The sequence below is a fragment of the Pseudomonas sp. F-14 TE3623 genome, from assembly GCF_053629015.1.
This window is the reverse complement of the sequence record NZ_JBRJHM010000001.1, coordinates 2657103-2677421: the sequence shown is the minus strand read 5'-3', so window position 1 is coordinate 2677421 and position 20319 is coordinate 2657103. Positions and strand designations below refer to the sequence as shown.

The 20319-nt window shown below is 58.5% G+C and carries 19 protein-coding genes and 1 pseudogene; 13 read left to right on the top strand and 7 right to left on the bottom strand.

The window, feature by feature from the left end; genetic code table 11:
• Positions 1-171: 171 nt before the first annotated feature.
• The 5 genes from AB7M29_RS12235 (at position 172) to AB7M29_RS12215 (ending at position 5719) form a co-directional block, all read left to right on the top strand.
• On the top strand, positions 172-807 hold the full coding sequence (locus AB7M29_RS12235) for an RluA family pseudouridine synthase (protein ID WP_028941050.1): 636 nt from the start codon (positions 172-174) through the stop codon (positions 805-807).
• A gap of 157 nt (positions 808-964) precedes the next feature.
• The gene (locus AB7M29_RS12230; protein WP_454246914.1) at positions 965-1804 is read left to right on the top strand and encodes a hypothetical protein; all 840 of its coding nucleotides are present in this window, start codon (positions 965-967) and stop codon (positions 1802-1804) included.
• 91 nt (positions 1805-1895) lie between these two features.
• A complete protein-coding gene (locus tag AB7M29_RS12225) occupies positions 1896-3185 on the top strand; it encodes a M18 family aminopeptidase (protein ID WP_052963632.1) in 1290 nt (429 codons plus the stop codon).
• A 128-nt stretch (positions 3186-3313) separates the two neighbouring features.
• On the top strand, positions 3314-3490 hold the full coding sequence (locus tag AB7M29_RS12220; RefSeq protein WP_167344810.1) for a hypothetical protein: 177 nt from the start codon (positions 3314-3316) through the stop codon (positions 3488-3490).
• A 72-nt stretch (positions 3491-3562) separates the two neighbouring features.
• Complete coding sequence (locus tag AB7M29_RS12215) at positions 3563-5719, top strand: mechanosensitive ion channel domain-containing protein (protein WP_217858034.1); 2157 nt, start codon at positions 3563-3565, stop codon at positions 5717-5719.
• A gap of 120 nt (positions 5720-5839) precedes the next feature.
• Here AB7M29_RS12215 and AB7M29_RS12210 read toward each other — a convergent pair whose 3' ends face one another.
• Positions 5840-6553, bottom strand: a complete 714-nt coding sequence (locus tag AB7M29_RS12210; protein WP_123360108.1) for a UTRA domain-containing protein — start codon at positions 6551-6553, stop codon at positions 5840-5842.
• 350 nt (positions 6554-6903) lie between these two features.
• Between AB7M29_RS12210 and AB7M29_RS12205 the strand changes: the two genes are divergently transcribed.
• The 6 genes from AB7M29_RS12205 to AB7M29_RS12180 all read left to right on the top strand — a co-directional run bounded on the left by AB7M29_RS12205 (position 6904) and on the right by AB7M29_RS12180 (position 12272).
• Positions 6904-7968, top strand: coding sequence for an ABC transporter substrate-binding protein (locus AB7M29_RS12205; RefSeq protein WP_217858035.1), 1065 nt, complete (start codon positions 6904-6906; stop codon positions 7966-7968).
• A 179-nt stretch (positions 7969-8147) separates the two neighbouring features.
• Positions 8148-8954, top strand: a complete 807-nt coding sequence (locus AB7M29_RS12200; RefSeq protein ID WP_217858036.1) for an alkaline phosphatase family protein — start codon at positions 8148-8150, stop codon at positions 8952-8954.
• A gap of 5 nt (positions 8955-8959) precedes the next feature.
• Positions 8960-9796, top strand: coding sequence for an ABC transporter permease (locus AB7M29_RS12195; RefSeq protein ID WP_305426962.1), 837 nt, complete (start codon positions 8960-8962; stop codon positions 9794-9796).
• Positions 9783-10583: an ABC transporter permease gene (locus tag AB7M29_RS12190; protein ID WP_217858037.1), complete on the top strand. Its 801-nt coding sequence runs from the start codon at positions 9783-9785 to the stop codon at positions 10581-10583. The genes AB7M29_RS12195 and AB7M29_RS12190 overlap by 14 nt, the downstream gene beginning before the upstream one ends.
• Positions 10580-11584: an ABC transporter ATP-binding protein gene (locus AB7M29_RS12185; protein WP_052963625.1), complete on the top strand. Its 1005-nt coding sequence runs from the start codon at positions 10580-10582 to the stop codon at positions 11582-11584. Before AB7M29_RS12190 ends, AB7M29_RS12185 begins: the two co-directional genes overlap by 4 nt.
• 34 nt (positions 11585-11618) lie before the next feature.
• Positions 11619-12272: an HAD family hydrolase gene (locus AB7M29_RS12180; protein WP_217858038.1), complete on the top strand. Its 654-nt coding sequence runs from the start codon at positions 11619-11621 to the stop codon at positions 12270-12272.
• Positions 12273-12385: 113 nt separating this feature from the next.
• Here the strand turns inward: AB7M29_RS12180 and AB7M29_RS12175 are convergent, their stop codons facing one another.
• Positions 12386-13348, bottom strand: a complete 963-nt coding sequence (locus AB7M29_RS12175) for a zinc-binding dehydrogenase (RefSeq protein ID WP_217858039.1) — start codon at positions 13346-13348, stop codon at positions 12386-12388.
• Between the two features lie 138 nt (positions 13349-13486).
• Between AB7M29_RS12175 and AB7M29_RS12170 the strand changes: the two genes are divergently transcribed.
• A complete protein-coding gene (locus tag AB7M29_RS12170) occupies positions 13487-15568 on the top strand; it encodes a carboxy terminal-processing peptidase (protein WP_454246913.1) in 2082 nt (693 codons plus the stop codon).
• 145 nt (positions 15569-15713) lie between these two features.
• Complete coding sequence (locus tag AB7M29_RS12165; protein WP_217858040.1) at positions 15714-17504, top strand: bifunctional diguanylate cyclase/phosphodiesterase; 1791 nt, start codon at positions 15714-15716, stop codon at positions 17502-17504.
• 147 nt (positions 17505-17651) lie between these two features.
• Here the strand turns inward: AB7M29_RS12165 and AB7M29_RS12160 are convergent.
• From AB7M29_RS12160 to AB7M29_RS12140, 5 genes and pseudogenes are all read right to left on the bottom strand, one after another.
• Positions 17652-17981: pseudogene (locus AB7M29_RS12160) on the bottom strand (hypothetical protein).
• Between the two features lie 488 nt (positions 17982-18469).
• Positions 18470-18877 (bottom strand): sel1 repeat family protein, encoded by a 408-nt coding sequence (locus AB7M29_RS12155; RefSeq protein WP_454246912.1) that lies wholly within the window; start codon positions 18875-18877, stop codon positions 18470-18472.
• Positions 18878-19249: a hypothetical protein gene (locus tag AB7M29_RS12150; protein WP_007898892.1), complete on the bottom strand. Its 372-nt coding sequence runs from the start codon at positions 19247-19249 to the stop codon at positions 18878-18880.
• Positions 19246-19587, bottom strand: coding sequence for a helix-turn-helix domain-containing protein (locus AB7M29_RS12145; protein ID WP_052963710.1), 342 nt, complete (start codon positions 19585-19587; stop codon positions 19246-19248). The genes AB7M29_RS12150 and AB7M29_RS12145 overlap by 4 nt, the downstream gene beginning before the upstream one ends.
• A gap of 115 nt (positions 19588-19702) precedes the next feature.
• Positions 19703-20158, bottom strand: a complete 456-nt coding sequence (locus AB7M29_RS12140; RefSeq protein ID WP_217858042.1) for a YkvA family protein — start codon at positions 20156-20158, stop codon at positions 19703-19705.
• Positions 20159-20319 lie beyond the last annotated feature (161 nt).

The window sequence follows — 20319 nt, the reverse complement described above, 5'->3', positions numbered from 1 at the left end:
GACAGGAGCCACGGCGGCGCAGAACCTTCGAGCCTGTGTAGGAGCTGCCGCAGGCTGGGATCTCTTGATCTTGTTTTAAAAGCAAAATCAAAAGATCGCAGCCTGCGGCAGCTCCTACACGGACAGTGAAGGTTCTGAGCCGCCGTTGGCGTTTGTTACGAGGCTGTTTTAATGCCGTTGTCCAACATCCGCATCATCCATCAGGACGCCGCCGTACTGGTGGTAGACAAGCCGACCCTGTTGCTCTCCGTCCCTGGCCGGGCCGATGACAACAAGGACTGCCTGATTACGCGTCTGCAAGAAAACGGCTACCCGGAAGCACGAATTGTTCATCGGCTGGACTGGGAAACCTCCGGCATCATTCTGCTGGCCCGCGACCCGGATACACATCGCGAGCTGTCTCGGCAATTTCACGACCGCGAAACCGAAAAGGCCTACACCGCCCTGTGCTGGGGGCAACCGGAACTGGACAGCGGTAGCATCGACCTGCCCCTGCGCTACGACCCGCCGACCAAGCCACGCCATGTGGTGGACCACGAGTTCGGCAAGCATGCCTTGACCTTCTGGCGTGTGCTGGAGCGTTGTGGCGACTGGTGCCGCGTCGAGCTGACGCCGATCACCGGCCGCTCTCACCAGTTGCGCGTGCACATGCTCTCCATCGGCCACCCGCTGTTGGGTGACGGGCTTTACGCCCATGAGCAAGCACTCGCTGCCTGGCCACGTCTGTGCCTGCACGCGAGCATGCTGAGTTTCACTCACCCGCAAAGCGGCGAACGCTTGCGATTCGAGTGCCCTGCGCCCTTCTGAATAACACGCCGGACACACATAACGCCCTTCCGTCGAAGGGCGTTTTTATTTGCTATTTGCTAACACAAAACGCCGTTAAGATAACGTGAAGAAATTGTTATGGTTTTGTAAAAAAATCGTGAAATGATCGCACTTAGATATCAGGCAGGACGCCCTTGTGTTCAGCAGTAAGACACTCCAACTCGACTACCCCTTCACTTTCAGCCTGTTCAACACCACGCTGCACTTGAGCGAACAGCCTTGCGTCGAAACCCGACAGGCGCTTGAACAGCTGATTAACAAACGCCGCGCTCGCAAACTCTCACGGGCAAGCGCGCCACTGGTATCCGGCGATACACCGCTGTTTGCCAAGGTCCAGCCGCTGGACTCCTTCAAGGCTAAAGTCCGGGTAACCCTGGGCAAGCCGCAGCGCAATGGCCGATTCGACTGGCCACTGGAAGAGCTGATCAATACCCATGAAGCGCAACACCGCGGGGTGCAAATGCCACCTCTGCAAGGCTTCGGCTATACCCGTGATCGAATGGGCCTGACCCAAGAGTATTTCATTCTCACGCGCCTGCTCGACGACCATGTCAACGGCGTGCAATGGCTCATCCAGCACCCGAAGCACGTCGAAGCCTTCATTCTCGATGCGTTCGAATTGCTGCATTCCTTGGCCCTGAAGAACATCACGCACATGGATTTCTGGGCCGGCAACATCATGATTCCCGAAACACGCAAACCTCTCAAAGCCATCGATTTTGAAAACTGCTTTTCCGGCAAGACTGCTCATTCCAGCGAAACCCTGGGTTTCCAGTTGGGATTCTTTTATCGCCGGGATATCTACAAGTTCATCACCGAAGCCGACTATGACCGTTTGGTGGATGAATACGTCAGACAGCAACCCGACTTTTCGCGGGAAAAATTCGACCCGGTATATCTCGCAAGCAAACATGAACACGTTGGCCGCAAGCAGCGTCGCGAAGTGTTCCTCTGTGGCGAACTGATCACCGGCTGACTTTCCAGTAGTCGTTACACCGGATGGCATTGTGTCTGCAATGCCGTGGGCCAATACGTTAAACTGGCGCCACTGCTGTCTGGAGCTTCTTATGCGCGAAGAGTTGAACCAAGGCCTGATCGACTTCCTCAAGGCCTCCCCTACCCCGTTCCATGCCACCGCCAGCCTAGTTCAGCGTCTGGAAGCGGCCGGCTTTTTGCGCCTCGACGAACGCGAGCCGTGGACCACTGAAGCCAATGGTCGTTACTACGTCACCCGTAACGACTCTTCAATCGTCGCGTTCAAAATGGGCCGTCATTCGCCCTTGCACGGCGGCATCCGCCTGGTCGGTGCGCACACCGACAGCCCGTGCCTGCGGGTCAAACCCCAGCCGGAGCTGCAACGCCAGGGTTTCTGGCAACTGGGTGTCGAAGTCTATGGCGGTGCACTGCTGGCGCCGTGGTTCGACCGCGATCTGTCTCTGGCCGGCCGCGTGACGTTCCGCCGTGATGGCAAGGTCGAGAGCCAATTGATCGACTTCAAGGCACCGATCGCGATCATTCCGAACCTGGCCATTCACCTCAACCGCGAAGCCAACATGGGCTGGGCGATCAATGCCCAGACCGAACTGCCGCCGATCCTCGCGCAATTCGCCGGTGACGAGCGTGTGGACTTCCGCGCCGTGCTCACCGATCAACTGGCCCGCGAACATGGCCTGAACGCCGACGTGGTGCTCGATTACGAGCTGAGCTTCTACGACACCCAAAGCGCCGCGGTCATCGGCCTGCATGGCGATTTCATTGCGGGTGCGCGCCTGGATAATTTGCTGTCGTGCTACGCCGGCCTGCAAGCATTGCTGACGACTGAAACCGACGAAACCTGTGTGCTGGTCTGCAACGATCACGAAGAAGTCGGTTCCTGCTCGGCCTGTGGCGCCGACGGCCCGATGCTTGAGCAAACCCTGCGCCGTCTGTTGCCTGAAGGGGATGAATTCGTACGGACCATTCAGAAATCCCTGCTGGTCTCGGCCGACAACGCCCACGGCGTGCACCCGAACTATGCGGACAAGCACGACGCCAACCACGGCCCGAAACTCAACGCCGGCCCGGTGATCAAGGTCAACAGCAACCAGCGCTACGCCACCAACAGCGAAACCGCCGGTTTCTTCCGCCATTTGTGCATGGCTGAAGAAGTACCGGTGCAGAGCTTCGTGGTACGCAGCGACATGGGCTGCGGTTCGACCATCGGCCCGATTACCGCCAGCCATCTGGGCGTGCGCACCGTGGACATCGGCCTGCCGACGTTCGCCATGCACTCGATCCGCGAGCTGTGCGGCAGCCATGACCTGGCGCATCTGGTCAAAGTGCTGAGCGCGTTCTACGCCTGCCGCGAATTGCCGTAGTCCTTGGTGATTAAAAGGTAACTCTTGTGGCGAGGGAGCTTGCTCCCTCGCCACGATGATCTTCATCACCTCCGCTCGCCCGAAAGCCGCCTAGACTTGCAATACCCCTCTCCGACAAGGCTGTCACCATGATCTCGATGTCATCATTCCACTCCATGCTGATCCCGATTCTTTCCGGGATGATCATGCTGGCCATCGGCTTCAACTTTCGCGACAAGAACGTTGGTGTGTTCGCGATGTGGGTTGGCATGCTGATGATCCTCGCCACCGTGATCTACAAGATCCTCGCCAAACTCAACGAATAAATCCTCCCGCCTGGCTCGCATTGATTTTGACGGGCTCGTACACTCGGCCGATTCGTTCATCCGAGGTTGACCGTGTTCGCTCGTCTTTTTGCCCTCCCGTGTTTATTTCTTGTCTGCCTGATGACACTGCTGCCGATGGCACCTGCCCAGGCGGTCAGTTTACCGGGGCTGCTCAATGGCTCGGCGAAAACCCAGCCGCAAGCACAGGAGCCGCTGGGGCAATCGCTGGACGAAGTCATCAAGTCTCTGGAAAACGATCAGCAGCGCACCCAGCTACTGACGGACCTGAAAAAACTGCGCGACGTCACCCAAAAGGCTCAGCCAACCACCGAAGAAGGCGTGCTGGGCCTGATCGGCGGCACCCTGGCCGGTTTCGAAAAACAATTTTCCGGCGCCGACAGCCCCCTCAATCGCTGGTCCGAAGAGGTCGATCTGGCCAAGGATGAACTGGCGGCGCTGATGCTGCCGGCCAATGAATGGCTGCCGATCATCTTCGCTTTCGCTGTGATCCTGATGGTCTGGAGCCTGCTGGCCGCCGCCCTGATCTGGCTCGGCCACCGGGTACGCATGCGCTTTGGCCTGACCGAAGAATTGCCGCAACACCCCAAGGCGCTGGACATGCTGCGCTTCGCCTTACGCAAACTCGGGCCGTGGTTGATTGCCTTGGTCATGACGGTTTACATGACCTACGCCCTGCCTTCGTCATTGGGCAAAAGCCTGGCCATGGTGCTGGCCTATGCGCTGGTGGTCGGCACCTGTTTCTCAGCGATCTGCGTGATCGCGTTTTCCGTGCTGGATGGCCCGCATCGTCATCGCGCCTTGTACATCCTGCGGCATCAGGCCTTTCGCCCGTTGTGGCTGATTGGCAGTTTCGCCGCCTTCGGTGAAGCCCTCAGCGATCCACGTCTGGTTGAAAGCCTCGGCAGTCACCTGGCTCACACAGCAGCGACGTTCGCCAATGTGTTGGCGGCGATCTTCACCGGTTTTTTCATTCTGCGTTTCCGTCGGCCCATCGCCCACTTGATCCGCAACCAGCCGCTGTCCCGGCGCCTGACTCGTCGAGCCTTGAGTGACACGATCGAAATCCTCGGCACCTTTTGGTATCTGCCGGCGCTGGTGCTGGTGGGCATTTCGCTGTTCGCCACCTTCGTCTCCGCCGGCGACACCAGCACTGCCTTGCGTCAGTCACTGATCTGCACCGTGCTGCTGGTGTTGTGCATGGTCATCAACGGGCTGGTGCGCCGCCACTCACTCAAACCGCAACGCAGCGTGAAGCGCCACGCGCTGTATTCGGATCGCCTGAAAAGCTTCTTCTACACCCTCGCCCATCTGCTGGTGTGGCTGGCATTCATCGAACTCGGCCTGCGCGTCTGGGGCATGTCGCTGATCCGCTTCACCGAAGGCGAAGGCCATGAAGTCAGCGTCAAACTGTTCAGCCTCGGTGGCACGCTGATTTTTGCCTGGCTGATCTGGATTCTCAGTGACACCGCCGTGCATCACGCCCTCACCCGCTCGCGCAAAGGCCTGGCCAATGCTCGCGCACAGACCATGATGCCGCTGATCCGCAACGTGCTGTTCGTGGCGATTTTCATCATCGCGCTGATCGTCGCTCTGGCGAACATGGGCATGAACGTTACGCCGTTGCTGGCCGGTGCCGGTGTGATCGGTCTGGCCATCGGCTTCGGCGCGCAGTCACTGGTGGCCGACCTGATCACCGGGCTGTTCATCATCATCGAAGACTCCCTGGCCATCGACGACTACGTGGACGTCGGCGGCCACCTGGGCACGGTCGAAGGCCTGACCATCCGCACCGTACGCCTGCGGGACATCGACGGTATCGTTCACACCATTCCGTTCAGCGAAATCAAAAGCATCAAGAACTACTCCCGGGAATTCGGCTACGCGATCTTCCGGGTGGCGGTGCCCTCCAACATGGACATCGACGAGGCGATCAAACTGATGCGCGACGTCGGCCAGAAAATGCGCACCGACCCGCTGCAACGGCGAAACATCTGGTCGCCGCTGGAGATTCAGGGGGTAGAAAGTTTCGAGTCCGGCAACGCGATTCTTCGCGCACGCTTTAAAACCGCACCGATCAAACAGTGGGAAGTTTCCCGGGCGTTCAACCTGTCGCTCAAGCGACATCTGGATGAAGCCGGGCTGGATCTGGCGACGCCACGGATGAGTGTCCACGTCGCCACGGCGACGGGTGGGCCGCAGAAAGAATAGCCTTGGCTTCCAGGCCGCCATCGCGAGCAGGCTCACTCCCACATGGGGTTTTGTGAACGACATAGATCCATTGTAGGAGCGAGCCTGCTCGCGATGGCGGCGACTCGGTTTTTCTGCGAACTAAACCACATCCACCCCGACATGAATCGCATCATGGCGCCAGAACTCCAGGTCACAATCGATCAATCGCTGGTGCTGATCGTAATTGACCCGGGCAATCCGCAACCCCGGGCTGCCCACCGACACCCGTAAAGCCGCCGCTGCGTCCACCGACAACGCCGTTGGCACAATCTCGAAGCGCACCCGTCCGTAATGCAAGTCGTAATGCCGGGCATACAGTTCGGTCATCGACTGATTCAGATCGAAGTCCAGAATCCCCGGGAAAAACTGTGGGTTCAGGTAGTGCTCCACATACAGCACCAATCGCCCGTCAATCCGTCTTGAGCGGCAGATCTGGATCACGCTCGACAGCGCCGGCAACTGCAACCAGGCACACACCGCCGCCGACGCCGGTTGCAACCGCGCCGAGATCACCTCGGTGGACGGCACCCGCCCCTGCGCACTGACCATCGCGTGAAAGTGGCTGCGCTGCATCAGGTTATAAGCCAGCCGGGGTGGCGATACGAACCAGCCGCGTCGCTCCTCGCGATAAATCTGCCCCTGGGCCTCCAGTTGCAATAACGCCTCACGCACGGTGATACGCGTGGTACCGAACAACTCACTGAGCTTGCGCTCCGCCGGCAACTTGCTCCCCGGCGCCAACAGACCGTGGTCGAGCTGCTCCTGCAGAACCTGCCCGATGGCTGTCACCGCTTTGGTGGTCTCGATGCGCATCAACGTTACCTATCTGGACTAGACCAGCACTGATTCGGGGCAGAACCGTCATTTAAATCGGTTCCATCAACTGCCTGCAAGCCTAGGCACTGCATATGACTGACAGATGACAAAGCCGCCGAACGGTTGCGCCAGACGCCTGCAATTTTATGGCCAAGTCCCTTTCATATCAGCTCTTTAGCCATGGTCTACGCTTATCTCGCACCCCGCGTATCCGAGCGCAGAAAATTCAGGCCGACCGGTCGTCGACATCAAAATGTCATCCAATCCGCCTAAATTGGCTCAGGTATTGCTGACCTAGACCAACACAACCGCAATCGCAGCGTTGAAAACGCCCAAAGGAGCTTCGGATGAAACAGTTTTTCCTGGCATCACTGTTAGGCTCGACCATTGCCCTGTGCACCTCCGCCATGGCGGCGGATGATCTGAAAACCCTGGAAGCCGCTGCGAAAGCGGAAGGCTCAGTCAACAGCGTCGGCATGCCCGATGACTGGGCCAACTGGAAAGGCACCTGGGAAGACCTGGCCAAGAAATATGGCCTGAAACACATCGACACCGACATGAGCTCGGCTCAGGAAATCGCCAAGTTCGCCGCCGAAAAAGACAACGCCACCGCCGACATCGGCGACGTCGGTGCCGCCTTCGGCCCGATCGCGGTCAAGCAGGGCGTGGTGCAACCTTATAAGCCAACTACCTGGGAACAGATTCCGGATTGGGCCAAGGACAAGGACGGTAACTGGGCGCTGGCCTACACCGGCACCATCGCATTTATCGTCAACAAAAAACTGCTGCACGGTTCTGAAGCACCGACCAAATGGGCTGACCTCAAGACTGGCAAGTACAAAGTTTCCATCGGTGATGTAAGCACCGCGGCCCAGGCTGCCAACGGTGTACTGGCCGCCGCCCTCGCCAACGGTGGTGACGAGAAAAATATTCAGCCAGCCCTGTTGCTGTTCGCTGACATCGCCAAGCAAGGCCGCCTGTCAATGGCCAACCCGACGATCGCCACCATGGAAAAGGGTGAGATCGAAGTCGGCGTGGTCTGGGACTTCAACGGTCTGAGCTACAAGGCCAAGATGGCGAATCCGGATGACTACATCGTGCTGATTCCATCCGATGGCTCGGTGATTTCCGGTTACACCACCATCATCAACAAATACGCGAAAAACCCGAACGCCGCCAAGCTGACCCGCGAATACATCTTCAGCGATGCCGGCCAAATCAACCTGGCGAAAGGCAACGCCCGTCCGATCCGCGCCGAGCACATCAAACTGCCGGAAGACGTGAAAGCCAAACTGTTGCCTAACGAGCAGTACAAAAAGGTTACGCCAATCAAAGACGCCGACGCGTGGGAGAAGACTTCCAAGTCGCTGCCGCAGAAGTGGCAGGAAGAAGTCATCATCAACATGCCGTAACACCGCAGATCCCCATTCGGGGATCAGATGGAGACCCAATGTGGGAGCGGGCTTGCTCGCGAAGAGGGACTGACATTCAACATTGATGTTGGCTGACAGTCCGCCTTCGCGAGCAAGCCCGCTCCCACAGGGGATTGGTTGCGTACTTGAATCATCTGTTTTTGCGGAGTCCCAGCCCTATGAAGCACAACGTCATCCTTGTCGTGCTCGACGGCCTCAATTACGAAGTCGCGCGCCACGCCATGGGGCATCTGCAGGCTTACGTTGGCGCAGGACGCGCGGCACTCTACAAGCTGGAGTGCGAACTGCCGGCCCTGTCCCGACCACTTTATGAATGCATCCTGACCGGCGTTACGCCGATCGACAGCGGCATCGTTCACAACAACGTCTCGCGCCTGTCCAACCAGCGCAGCATCTACCATTACGCCACCGACGCCGGCCTGAAAACCGCGGCCGCGGCCTATCACTGGGTCAGCGAGTTGTATAACCGTTCGCCGTTCGTGGCCGCCCGGGATCGTCATACCGATGACCCCAGACTACCGATCCAGCACGGTCACTTCTACTGGAACGACCACTACCCGGACTCGCACCTGTTCGCCGACGCGGAAAACTTGCGCCTGCGCCACGCGCCGAACTTTTTATTGGTCCATCCCATGAACATCGACGACGCCGGGCACAAGCATGGCCTCGACACCTCGCAGTACCGCAACAGCGCCCGCTCGGCTGACATCATCCTCGCCGATTATCTGCAAGGCTGGCTCGACGCCGGTTACCAGGTGCTGGTGACGGCTGACCACGGCATGAACAACGACCGCTCGCACAACGGCCTGCTGCCCGAAGAACGCGAAGTGCCGCTGTTCGTCCTCGGCGATGCCTTCAGCTTCAACAAAAACGCCGCACCGAAACAGATCGACATCTGCGGCACCGTCTGCGAACTGCTGGGCGCGCCCCACGACAAACCTGTGTGCCGGGAGCTGCTCAAGTGAACGCCATGACCCGCGGTAAATGGCTGGCCGCTCTGTGCCTGGTGCCCTTCGCGATTTTCTTCTTCGTGTTCCAGATCGCCCCGCTGCTCTGGGTGATGATCAACAGCCTGGAATCGGAAGAGTTCGGCTGGGGCCTGGCCAACTTCAGCAAAATCTTCAACTCGAAGTTCTATCTGCAGGCGATCCAGCACAGCCTCGAGATCAGTTTCTGGTCCAGCGTGTTCGGCATCATCATCGCCGTACTCGGCGCCTACTCCTTGCGCCGGGTCGACTCGAAACTGCGCAACTTCGTCAACGCCTTCGCCAACATGACCAGCAACTTCGCCGGCGTGCCCCTGGCCTTCGCGTTCATCATTTTGCTGGGGTTCAACGGCACCTTCACCATCATGCTCAAACAGGCGGGGATCATTCAGGATTTCAACCTGTACTCGAAAACCGGGCTGATCATTCTCTACACCTACTTCCAGATCCCCTTGGGCGTGCTGCTGCTCTACCCGGCTTTCGACGCCTTGCGCGAAGACTGGCGTGAGTCCGCCGCGTTGCTCGGTGCCAACGGCTGGCAATTCTGGCGGCACATCGGTTTACCGGTGCTAACCCCGGCGCTGCTCGGCACATTCGTAATCCTGCTGGCCAATGCCCTCGGCGCGTACGCCACGGTATACGCCCTGACCACCGGCAACTTCAACGTATTGCCGATCCGCATTGCGGCGATGGTCTCCGGCGACATTTCCCTCGACCCGAACCTGGCCAGCGCCTTGGCCGTGGTGTTGGTGGCGTTGATGACCCTGGTGACCATCGTGCATCAGCTGCTGTTGAAGAGGAGCTACCATGTCTCGCGTTGAACTGGGGCCCGTCGGTGTCTATCACCGCGTCGTGGCGTATTTGTTGTTTGCCATTCTGCTGTTGCCGCTGCTCGGAACGCTGATCTACTCGATCTCCAGCAGTTGGTCCGCGACGATCATGCCCAGCGGTTTTACCTTCAAGTGGTACCTCCAGCTGTGGAGTGATCCGCGCTTTCTCGACGCGTTCGGCCAGTCGTTGCTGGTCTGCGTCGGCTCGTTGATTCTGTCGGTGGTGCTGATTCTGCCGCTGCTGTTCGTGGTGCATTACCACTTCCCGAAACTCGACGCTTTGATGAACATCCTGATCCTGCTGCCCTTCGCGGTGCCGCCGGTGGTGTCGTCGGTGGGGCTGTTGCAGCTCTACGGCTCGGGGCCGTTCGCGATGGTTGGCACGCCGTGGATTCTGATCGGTTGCTACTTCACCGTGGCGCTGCCGTTCATGTACCGAGCGATCACCAACAACCTGCAAGCGATCAACCTGCGCGACCTGATGGACTCCGCACAACTGCTCGGCGCCAGCACCTGGCAAGCGGCATTCCTGGTGGTGCTGCCGAACCTGCGCAAGGGTTTGATGGTGGCGTTGCTGCTGTCGTTCTCGTTCCTGTTCGGCGAGTTTGTGTTCGCCAACATCCTCGTCGGCACCCGCTACGAAACCCTGCAGGTTTACCTCAACAATATGCGTAACAGCAGCGGCCACTTCACCAGTGCGCTGGTGATCTCCTACTTCTTCTTTGTGCTGGTTCTGACCTGGGCTGCCAATATCTTGAACAGGGACAAAAGCGAATGAGCTACGTGAGCGTCCAACATCTTCAAAAAAGCTACTCTCAAATAGGGCAGTCCGGCACCACGGTGTTCAGCGACATCAACTGCGAAATCAAGAAAGGCGAATTCGTCACCCTTCTCGGTCCATCCGGTTGCGGCAAGTCCACCCTGCTGCGTTGCATCGCCGGGCTGACCTCGGTGGACGGCGGCAAGATCCTGCTGGAAGGTCAGGACCTCGTCCCGCTGAGCCCGCAAAAACGCGGAATCGGTATGGTGTTCCAGAGTTACGCGCTGTTCCCGAACATGACCGTGGAGCAGAACGTCGCCTTCGGCTTGCGCATGCAGAAGGTCAACGCGGACGACAGCCACAAGCGCGTTGCCGAAGTGCTGGCACTGGTAGAGCTCAAGGACTTCGCCGCCCGTTACCCGCATCAATTGTCCGGTGGCCAGTGCCAGCGTGTCGCCCTGGCTCGCTCGCTGGTGACCCGGCCTCGGTTGTTGTTGCTGGATGAGCCGCTGTCGGCATTGGATGCACGCATTCGCAAGCACCTGCGCGAACAGATCCGACAGATCCAGCGCGAACTGGGCCTGACCACGATCTTTGTCACTCACGATCAGGAAGAAGCCCTGACCATGTCTGATCGAATCTTCCTGATGAACGAGGGAAAGATCGTACAGAGCGGCGATGCCGAAACCCTTTACACTGCGCCAGTCGATGTTTTTGCCGCAGGCTTCATCGGCAACTACAACCTGCTGGACGCCGACAGCGCGTCGAAACTATTGCAGCGACCGATCACCCATCGTCTGGCGATTCGCCCGGAAGCCATCGAGCTGAGCCTGAACGGCGAACTCGACGCGCAGATTCGCAGCCACAGCCTGTTGGGCAACGTGATTCGCTATCGGGTCGAAGCCCGGGGCGTGGAATTGGTGGTGGATGTGCTGAACCGTTCGGCGGCCGACCTGCACCCCGATGGTCAGCGTCTGGCGCTTTCCATCGATCCGACGGCCCTGTGTGAGGTAGCCTGATGACTTTGCTGATGTTGAAGAGAGAACTGCACTGATGGCCCTGGCAATTTTTGATCTGGACGAAACCCTGATCCACGGCGACTGCGCCACCCTCTGGAGCGAGCAAATGGGCCGCCTGGGCTGGGTCGATCCCGAGTCGTTCATGCGCAAGAACAATGAGCTGATGGACGCCTACAGCCACGGCAAATTGCGCATGGAAGAGTACATGGACTTCAGCCTCGAACCGATGATCGGTCGCACGCCGGAAGAGCTTGAACATTTGGTGGCGCCTTGGGTGGAAGACTTCATCGAGCCGATCATCTTCAGCGACGCCACCAAAGCCATCGCCGCCCATCGCAAGGCCGGCGACCGGATCCTGGTGATCTCGGCCTCGGGCACACATTTGGTCAAGCCGATTGCCGACCGCTTGGGCATCGACGAGATTCTCGGCATCGAGCTGGAACTGCTGCACGGGGTGTACAGCGGCAATACCATTGGCACCCTGACGTACCGCGAAGGCAAGATCACCCGGTTGATGGAGTGGCTGGATGCGGAAGAGGAAAACCTCGAAGGCGCGAGTTTCTATTCCGACTCACGCAATGATTTGCCATTGCTGCTGAAGGTGGATTTCCCACATGTGGTGAATCCGGATCCGGTGCTGCTTGAGCACGCCGAAAAGGCCGGCTGGCCGATCCATATCTGGAAATAACCCGCCCCTGTGGGAGCGAGCCTGCTCGCGATGAACGATAACGCGGTCTTACAGATGAACCGCGTCGCCTGAATCGCGAGCAGGTTCGCTCCCACAGGTTCAGAGCATTGTCGTCAGGTCAGGCTGTCGTCGATCACCAACACCAGTTTGCCGGAAACCTTATTGGTCGCCAGTTCCGCAAACGCCGCTTCGGCATCCTTGATCGCAAATGTCCTGGCCAGTTGCGGGCTCAAACGCCCTTCGGCAAACAGCGGCCAGACATGCTGGCCAAGATCACTGAACAAATCGGCCTTGAACTGCTCGTCGCGACTGCGCAGGGTCGAACCCAGCAGTTGCACACGCTTGGCCAATACCTGCGCCAGATCCAGCTGCGCTTCACGACCACCCATCAAACCGATCAGTACCCAACGACCATCGCGAGCCAGCAGCTTGAGGTTCAACGCCGCATAGTTGCCACCCACCGGGTCGAGGATCACATCGAACGGCGCGAGATCATTCAAGCTATCCAGATCGCCATTGCGCACTACGCCACCCTGTGCGCCCAACGCTTCGCAGTAAGCCAGACGCTCGGCAGAACCGACGCTGACCCAGCACGGGTTACCAAACGCCTTGCACAGCTGAATGGCAGCTGAACCGATTCCACTCGCTCCGGCGTGCAGCAGAACTTTCTCACCCGGTTTGAGCGCAGCCAGTTGAAACAAATTCAGCCAAACGGTCGCATACACTTCCGGCAGTGCTGCCGCCTCGGCCAGGGACAAACATTCGGGAACCGGCAACACATGCCGTCCGTCGACAACTACCTCTTCAGCCATCCCACCCCCGGCCAGCAAGGCGCAAACCCGATCGCCGACCTGCCAGGAAGAGCCCGGACCGACCTCGCTGATCACCCCGGAGCACTCAAGACCCAGTACTTGACTGGCCCCCGGCGGTGGCGGGTAAAGTCCTGCTTTCTGTAACAAATCGGCGCGATTGAGTCCTGCTGCCGCTACTCGGATGCGAACTTGTCCTACATCGCACGTAGGACTCGGCTCTTCAACCCACTCCACTCGCCCCTCAACGCCTTGCAATGCTTTCACAGTGCCTCCATAGTGAGTCTGGACTGAGCCCGAAGCTGTAGCGCCGGGCTTTTTGCATTATGCGACCGGTCCCTGTGGATCCGGCGACTTCAAAGACGGCCTAATATGCGTTATCAATTGTCCCCGCGTCGAATCAGCATGAAGCATCTGCTCCCCAGCACCGCCCTCGCTCTTGTCATTGGTCTCGGTCTTTTGCCGATGTCGAGCAATTCGTTCGCAGCCAACAGCTGGGACAAGCTTCAGCCCGATCGTGACGAAGTAATCGCCAGTCTGAACGTCGTCGAATTGCTCAAGCGTCACCATTACAGCAAGCCACCGCTCGACGATGCACGCTCCGTGATCATCTACGACAGCTATATCAAGCTGCTGGATCCATCGCGTAGCTACTTCATGGCCAGCGATATTGCCGAATTCGACAAATGGAAAACCCAGTTTGACGATTTCCTCAAAAGCGGCGACCTGAACGCCGGGTTCACCATCTACAAGCGCTACCTGGATCGCGTCAAGGCGCGTCTGGACTTTGCCCTTGCCGAGCTGAACAAAGGCGTCGACAAGATCGACTTCACCGCCAAGGAAACCTTGCTGGTCGATCGCAAGGATGCCCCTTGGCTCAAGACCAACGCAGAACTGGACGACCTGTGGCGCAAACGCGTCAAGGACGAAGTGCTGCGGATGAAGATCTCCGGCAAAGAGTCCAAGCAGATTCAGGAAACCCTGACCAAGCGTTACAAGAATCAGCTGGCGCGTCTGGACCAGACCCGTGCGGAAGACATCTTCCAGGCGTACATCAACACCTTCGCCATGTCCTACGACCCGCACACCAACTATCTGTCGCCGGATAACGCGGAAAACTTCGACATCAACATGAGCCTGTCCCTGGAGGGCATCGGCGCCGTGTTGCAGAGCGATAACGATCAAGTGAAAGTCGTTCGTCTGGTGCCTGCCGGTCCGGCCGACAAGACCAAGCAGGTTGCACCGGCCGACAAGATCATCGGCGTGGCCCAGGGCAACAAAGAGATGGTCGACGTGGTCGGCTGGCGCCTGGACGAAGTGGTCAAGCTGATTCGTGGTCCGAAAGGCACCGTGGTGCGCCTGGAAGTGATTCCGGCCAGCAATGCACCGAACGACCAGACCACCAAAATCGTGCCGATCACCCGCGAAGCGGTGAAGCTTGAAGACCAGGCGGTGAAGAAGTCGGTCCTCAACCTCAAGCAGGATGGCAAGGACTACAAGCTCGGCATCATCGAGATCCCGGCCTTCTATTTGGACTTCAAGGCCTTCCGTGCTGGCGATCCGGACTACAAGAGCACCACCCGCGACGTCAAGAAGCTGCTGACCGAGCTGCAAAAAGACAAGGTCGACGGCGTGGTCATCGACCTGCGCAACAACGGCGGCGGTTCCCTGCAGGAAGCCACCGAGCTGACCAGTCTGTTCATCGACAAAGGTCCGACCGTACTGGTGCGTAACGCCGATGGCCGGGTCGATGTACTGGAAGATGAAAACCCGGGCGCATTCTACAAAGGCCCGATGGCATTGCTGGTCAACCGTTTGTCCGCCTCGGCTTCGGAGATTTTCGCCGGTGCCATGCAGGACTACCACCGTGCGCTGATCATCGGCGGCCAGACCTTCGGTAAAGGCACCGTGCAGACCATTCAACCGCTGAACCATGGCGAACTGAAACTGACCCTGGCCAAGTTCTACCGGGTTTCCGGTCAGAGCACCCAGCATCAGGGCGTACTGCCGGACATCGATTACCCGTCGATCATCGACACCAAGGAAATCGGCGAAAGCGCCCTGCCGGAAGCCATGCCGTGGGACACCATTCGTGCGGCTATCAAGCCTGCGCTTGACCCGTTCAAACCGTACATCACGCAGCTCAAGTCCGAGCATGACGTGCGCACGGCCAAGGACGCGGAGTTTGTGTTCATCCGCGACAAACTGGCCCTGGCGCAGAAGTTGATGAGCGAAAAAACCGTCAGCCTCAATGAAATCGACCGTCGTGCACAGCACGCCGATATCGAAGCCAAGCAACTTGCCATGGAAAACATCCGTCGCAAGGCCAAGGGCGAAGAGCCGCTCAAAGAACTGAAGAAAGAAGACGAGGATGCCATCGCGGCCGAGCAGGACAAGACCAAGCCAGAAGACGATGCTTATCTGAGCGAGACCGGGCGGATTCTGCTGGATTACTTGAAACTCAACACCGCGGTTGCCAAGCACTAAGTTGTTACAAGCAAGATGATGGCAATTTAATGTTGACGCTCCCCTGAGCGTCATCAAACAGTCATCATTCTGTCGTGAAATACAGGACTGGGCGTGCTCTTTAACGAGAACACGCCCAGTCCTTTTTTTATCGCCAGAGAACGCCATGACCACGACCGAACAGCTGAGTGCCTTGAGTTCAATACTGACTCAAAGCGGTTTGCACAGCCTGTTCCAGCCGATCATTTCCCTCTCTGAACGACGCATCATCGGTTATGAAGCCCTCAGCCGTGGTCCCTCCAATAGTCCGTTGCACTCCCCCGTCGCCCTGTTCGCAGTAGCCCGCCAGGCCGGTCGCCTCAGCGAACTGGAGATCGCTTGCCGTCAAAGTGCTTGCCGCCGTTTCAATGAACAGCAACTGCCCGGCAAACTCTTCCTCAATGTGTCCCCGGAATCCCTGCTCGAAGCCGCCCACCAACCCGGACGCACCCTGCAACTGCTGCAGGACTTCGGCATACCACCGAGCCAGGTGGTGATCGAACTGACCGAACAGACCCCGACCGACGATTTCCAGTTGCTGCAAACCGCCCTGCATCACTATAGGGCAATGGGCTTTTCCATTGCCCTGGATGATCTGGGTGCGGGTTATTCGAGCTTGCGGCTCTGGTCTGAATTGCGCCCGGATTACGTCAAGATCGATCGGCACTTTATCGACGGCATTCATCAGGACGCGCTCAAGCGTGAGTTCGTCGGCTCGATCCTGCAGATAGCCAAGGCTTCGCGTGCAAAAGTGATCGCCGAAGGCATCGAATTGCCGGAAGAACTGGCGGTGCTGACCGAAATGGGCGTCGATCTGGTCCAGGGTTATCTGCTCTGCCGACCCCAGGAGCATCCGCCCCGGGATGTCCGAACCTTGATGCCCAAACCAAACAGCGTCGCCGCGATACTGAACGAGGAAGTCAGTGACCTCAGCGCCCTGCTCAACGACCAACCGGCGGTGACCAGTGATACCCCGACCGCCACCGTGCTGGAAGCTTTCCGCCGCCAGGCCAACCTGAACTCCCTGGCGGTGCTCGACGAACAGGGTCAGCCCTGCGGCATCGTCCACCGTCATTCGCTCTCGGACGCCCTGCTCAAACCCTTTGCCACCGACCTGTTCGCCCGCAAACCCATCAGCCGCTTGATGAGCGACGACTTCCTCGCCGTGGAGCTGAGCCAGTCGCTGCAACAGGTCAGCCGCTTGATCACCAGCCGCGCCCGCCAGCGCATCGAAGAAGACTTCATCATCACCCTCAACGGCGGCTATCTGGGGCTGGGCCGAGTGATCGACGTGCTCAAACTGATTACGGAACTGAAAATCCAGCAAGCCCGCTACGCCAACCCGCTGACCCTGCTACCGGGCAACGTGCCGATCCAGCAGTGCCTGACACGGCTGCTGCAACAGAAACGGGAATCGGTGATCTGCTACGTGGACATCGACAGCTTCAAACCCTTCAACGACATCTACGGCTACGGTCGCGGGGATGAAGTCCTGCTGTGCCTGGCACAATGTCTAAACGACCGCGTCGACCCTTCCCGCGACTTCGTCGGCCATATCGGCGGCGACGACTTCCTGCTGGTGCTCGGCCCGGAAGACTGGCGCAAACGCCTGAATCAACTGCTGGATGACTTCCACAGCCAATGCCGACGCTTTTACCGCAGCGAACACCTGGAAGCCGGCTGCTTCATCGCCCCCAACCGCCAAGGCGTAAGACAAGAGTTTCCACTGCTGTCACTGTCCATCGGCGTGGTGCATTTGCATCCACAGGCCTGTGGACAACTCGATGCGAGCCAGTTGGCAGAGATGGCATCACAGGCCAAGCATCACGCGAAGAATGTGCCGGGGTATAGCGTGCATGTGATTGATAGCCTGGCGATGCCCGGACCTGAAGAAGAACTACTCATTGGACATCGCTGATTGATCTGACGCCTTCGCGGGCAAGCCTCGCTCCCACAGGTTTTGTGTTGTTTGTGAATATTGCGTACGACACAAAACCTGTGGGAGCGAGGCTTGCCCGCGAAGAGGCCCGCTCAGGCACCATAAATTTCCAGGGCTAATCCGTCACTAGGCATCGCCTGAAGGCCGAGCCCGCAACCGCCGCCCAATCACATCCAGCACATCGCAGCCATCGCGCAGTGGAATGGCACAGAGCAAGGCAAAGTCGCTGAGTATCGTCGAATCACACTCGACTGAACCGCGCATGGACAGGTTCTCAAGTACCTGCGTGACGGCGCGAATTCGATAGTTGGCAGCGTCATACTAAACATCGAGCGGCGCGTGGGTATCGACGAACAGCGTGGGCATGTCATTGCAGTTGCTGGTGAGCGCCATGAAACGGCTATTGGGGTGGGGAATTGGTTTTTCGTAGGGTGGGTCAGGGGTAATTACTGTCATTGTTTGATTCCTAACGTATGGATTGGAGCCGCCAGAAATCACTTCCACGCAATAGGTGGCGGCTGTACGCAGGTGTGGAAGACCAGGACGTTAGGCACCTGGCGCACTCGAAAGCGCCCCGCGCACAGCCACCATAAAACACAGGCGATAAAAAACGCCGAACTGGTGGCGCTTGATGCGCCTAACGATAGAAGGGCTTCCACGCCCTGTCACTGAATTTGCAGTGACAACCCCAAGACTATCGATGGAGCGCATCGCGCACCAGTTCATGAAAACCGCTACAACTTGAAGGAAATCTCCGATGGATCTGCCCGGCAATAAACGCGCGAGACTTTGCGGGGGATCAATCAGGAAAGAAGTCGGGAAAGGATGATGTTGACGTAGGGTGATTCTCTAATGATCACTCAACTAATCAACAAGCAGGAATAAACGCAAACGTGGCGAGAGGTTTCCCTTTCGCCACGTTAATTTGTCAGACACACAATTATTTAATCCGCAGAACCACGAGACGCCAACTCTTTCAATTTGAGTTCGGCCAGCGGATGCCCGGCCTTCGCCGCCATTTCCCACCAGCGAGCCGCTTCAGCCGGATCAGGCGCCTTGCTCGGCGTTCCGGCCAGGCTGATCACACCAACCTGATAGGCCGCCTTGCCATCCCCCGCCAACGCGGCCAGGCGCAGTAATCGCACACCTTCCTCGCGAGCCCCAAGACCGACGCCGCGAAAGGCTAGAATGTGGCCGTAGAAGCTCTGGGCGCCGACATCACCCAGGTTCGCCATACGCGCGAACTGGCCCTCGAGCCAACTCCAGCCTCGCGGCTGACGCACAAACCACGACCAGTGGAACAACCGGCGGGCCAGCCAGTAACTGGCCCGCGCCTTGAGTCGTAAAAACACTCAGGCTTCCGCCGACTCGGGGTACTCGTATTCGAACACTCGCACCACTTCCGAGGCATGCCAGGACGCGGCAGCCACGCCATCGGACGGTCCGGAGAAGCGCCCGAGGCGCTCGACACATTCGAAGAAGCCGGTGCGCGGCAAGCGGCTGGCGCCCTGGCTGATCACCAACGAGCTGCGCAACGGCTGCTCGGCTCTGGCATCCAGCGCCGCCAGGTGCTCAAGAGCTGCGGTCAAGGTTTGCATGGCCGGCGTGGGTAGCTGCAAACGCTCCAGCAACGCCCGATAAGTCAAAAGATGGCGCTGACGACGCGCCTGATCCAGCTCCCCCAGCAATCCATCCCAGTGTTGACGACTGATGCGTACGCTCACGATTCATCCCTCCATCCTGGCACCGTCAATTCCCAGGCGAGGCTGCGGCGAATAGCAGCGTCGGGTTGACGCTCACCGCTTTCGATCAAGGCGAGATATGACGGGCTGATGCCTACCGTGCGGGCGAGCGCCTCAATGGCGATGCCCTTCCCTTCGCGCAAATTGCGTAGTTGATCCAGACCCGGAAGAGTCTGGTCTGACGCCGCCGCGGGAGGCACTGTGGCGTCACGCGGTGGTTGTTGCTTGATGCCTGCTGCTTTCAGTAGAGCCTGATACTGAGCCCATGGCAGAACCGCATATTCGGGTTCGCCTTCGCGTGTAATTATCTGAATATCCATGACTACCCCGTAGGACAACGACACTTAGCGAGTCGGCGCTTTTCCTTAGAAGTGTAATCCTAACAGCGGCCAAGGTCGCGGTGGGGTATGAATATATGGAGGATTCTGAATTGGCTCAGTTTTTTTTCGGGCCTTGCAGCTGTAATTGTTCGGGGGTATCAGGCAAGCGCTCGACTACCGCGAGCTTCTCCGGCAGCTGACGCTTACGCCAGGCGCGGAAGGCGTTGAGCTCGTCATCGAGGACTTTCATCAACCAGGCCAGCACGGCAATGTCGTCGAGCATGCCGAACATCGGGATGAAATCCGGGATGGCATCCACCGGGCTCAGGAAATACATCAGGCCGGCCACCACAGAAATCAGTGCTTTCGGGCTGATGGCCCGGTATTCGCCACGCCAGTAAGCCAGGCAGAGTGCCTGCAACAGGCGCAGATCGTCTTTGAGTTTGCCCAGACGATTACCCTGGCTGGCACCTTTGCTGGCAACCGCGAACAGCAGGGTCGGCAAACGACCACGGGCGAGCAGGCGTCCGGCCAGAGGCAGGAAACGAGCGAAATTCCAGGGCGTTTTCATTTGTTCCTCTCGCTGAAATGTTATCCACACAAATTGTGGATAACCTTGTGAACAGAGCTGCATTTCATCGCTGAAAGCCCCGTTTCATAAGGGTCTGACTCAGATCGGGCGTTTTTTACTCACATAAAAAAACCCAAGATTTCATTGACTTGGCGTTCTGA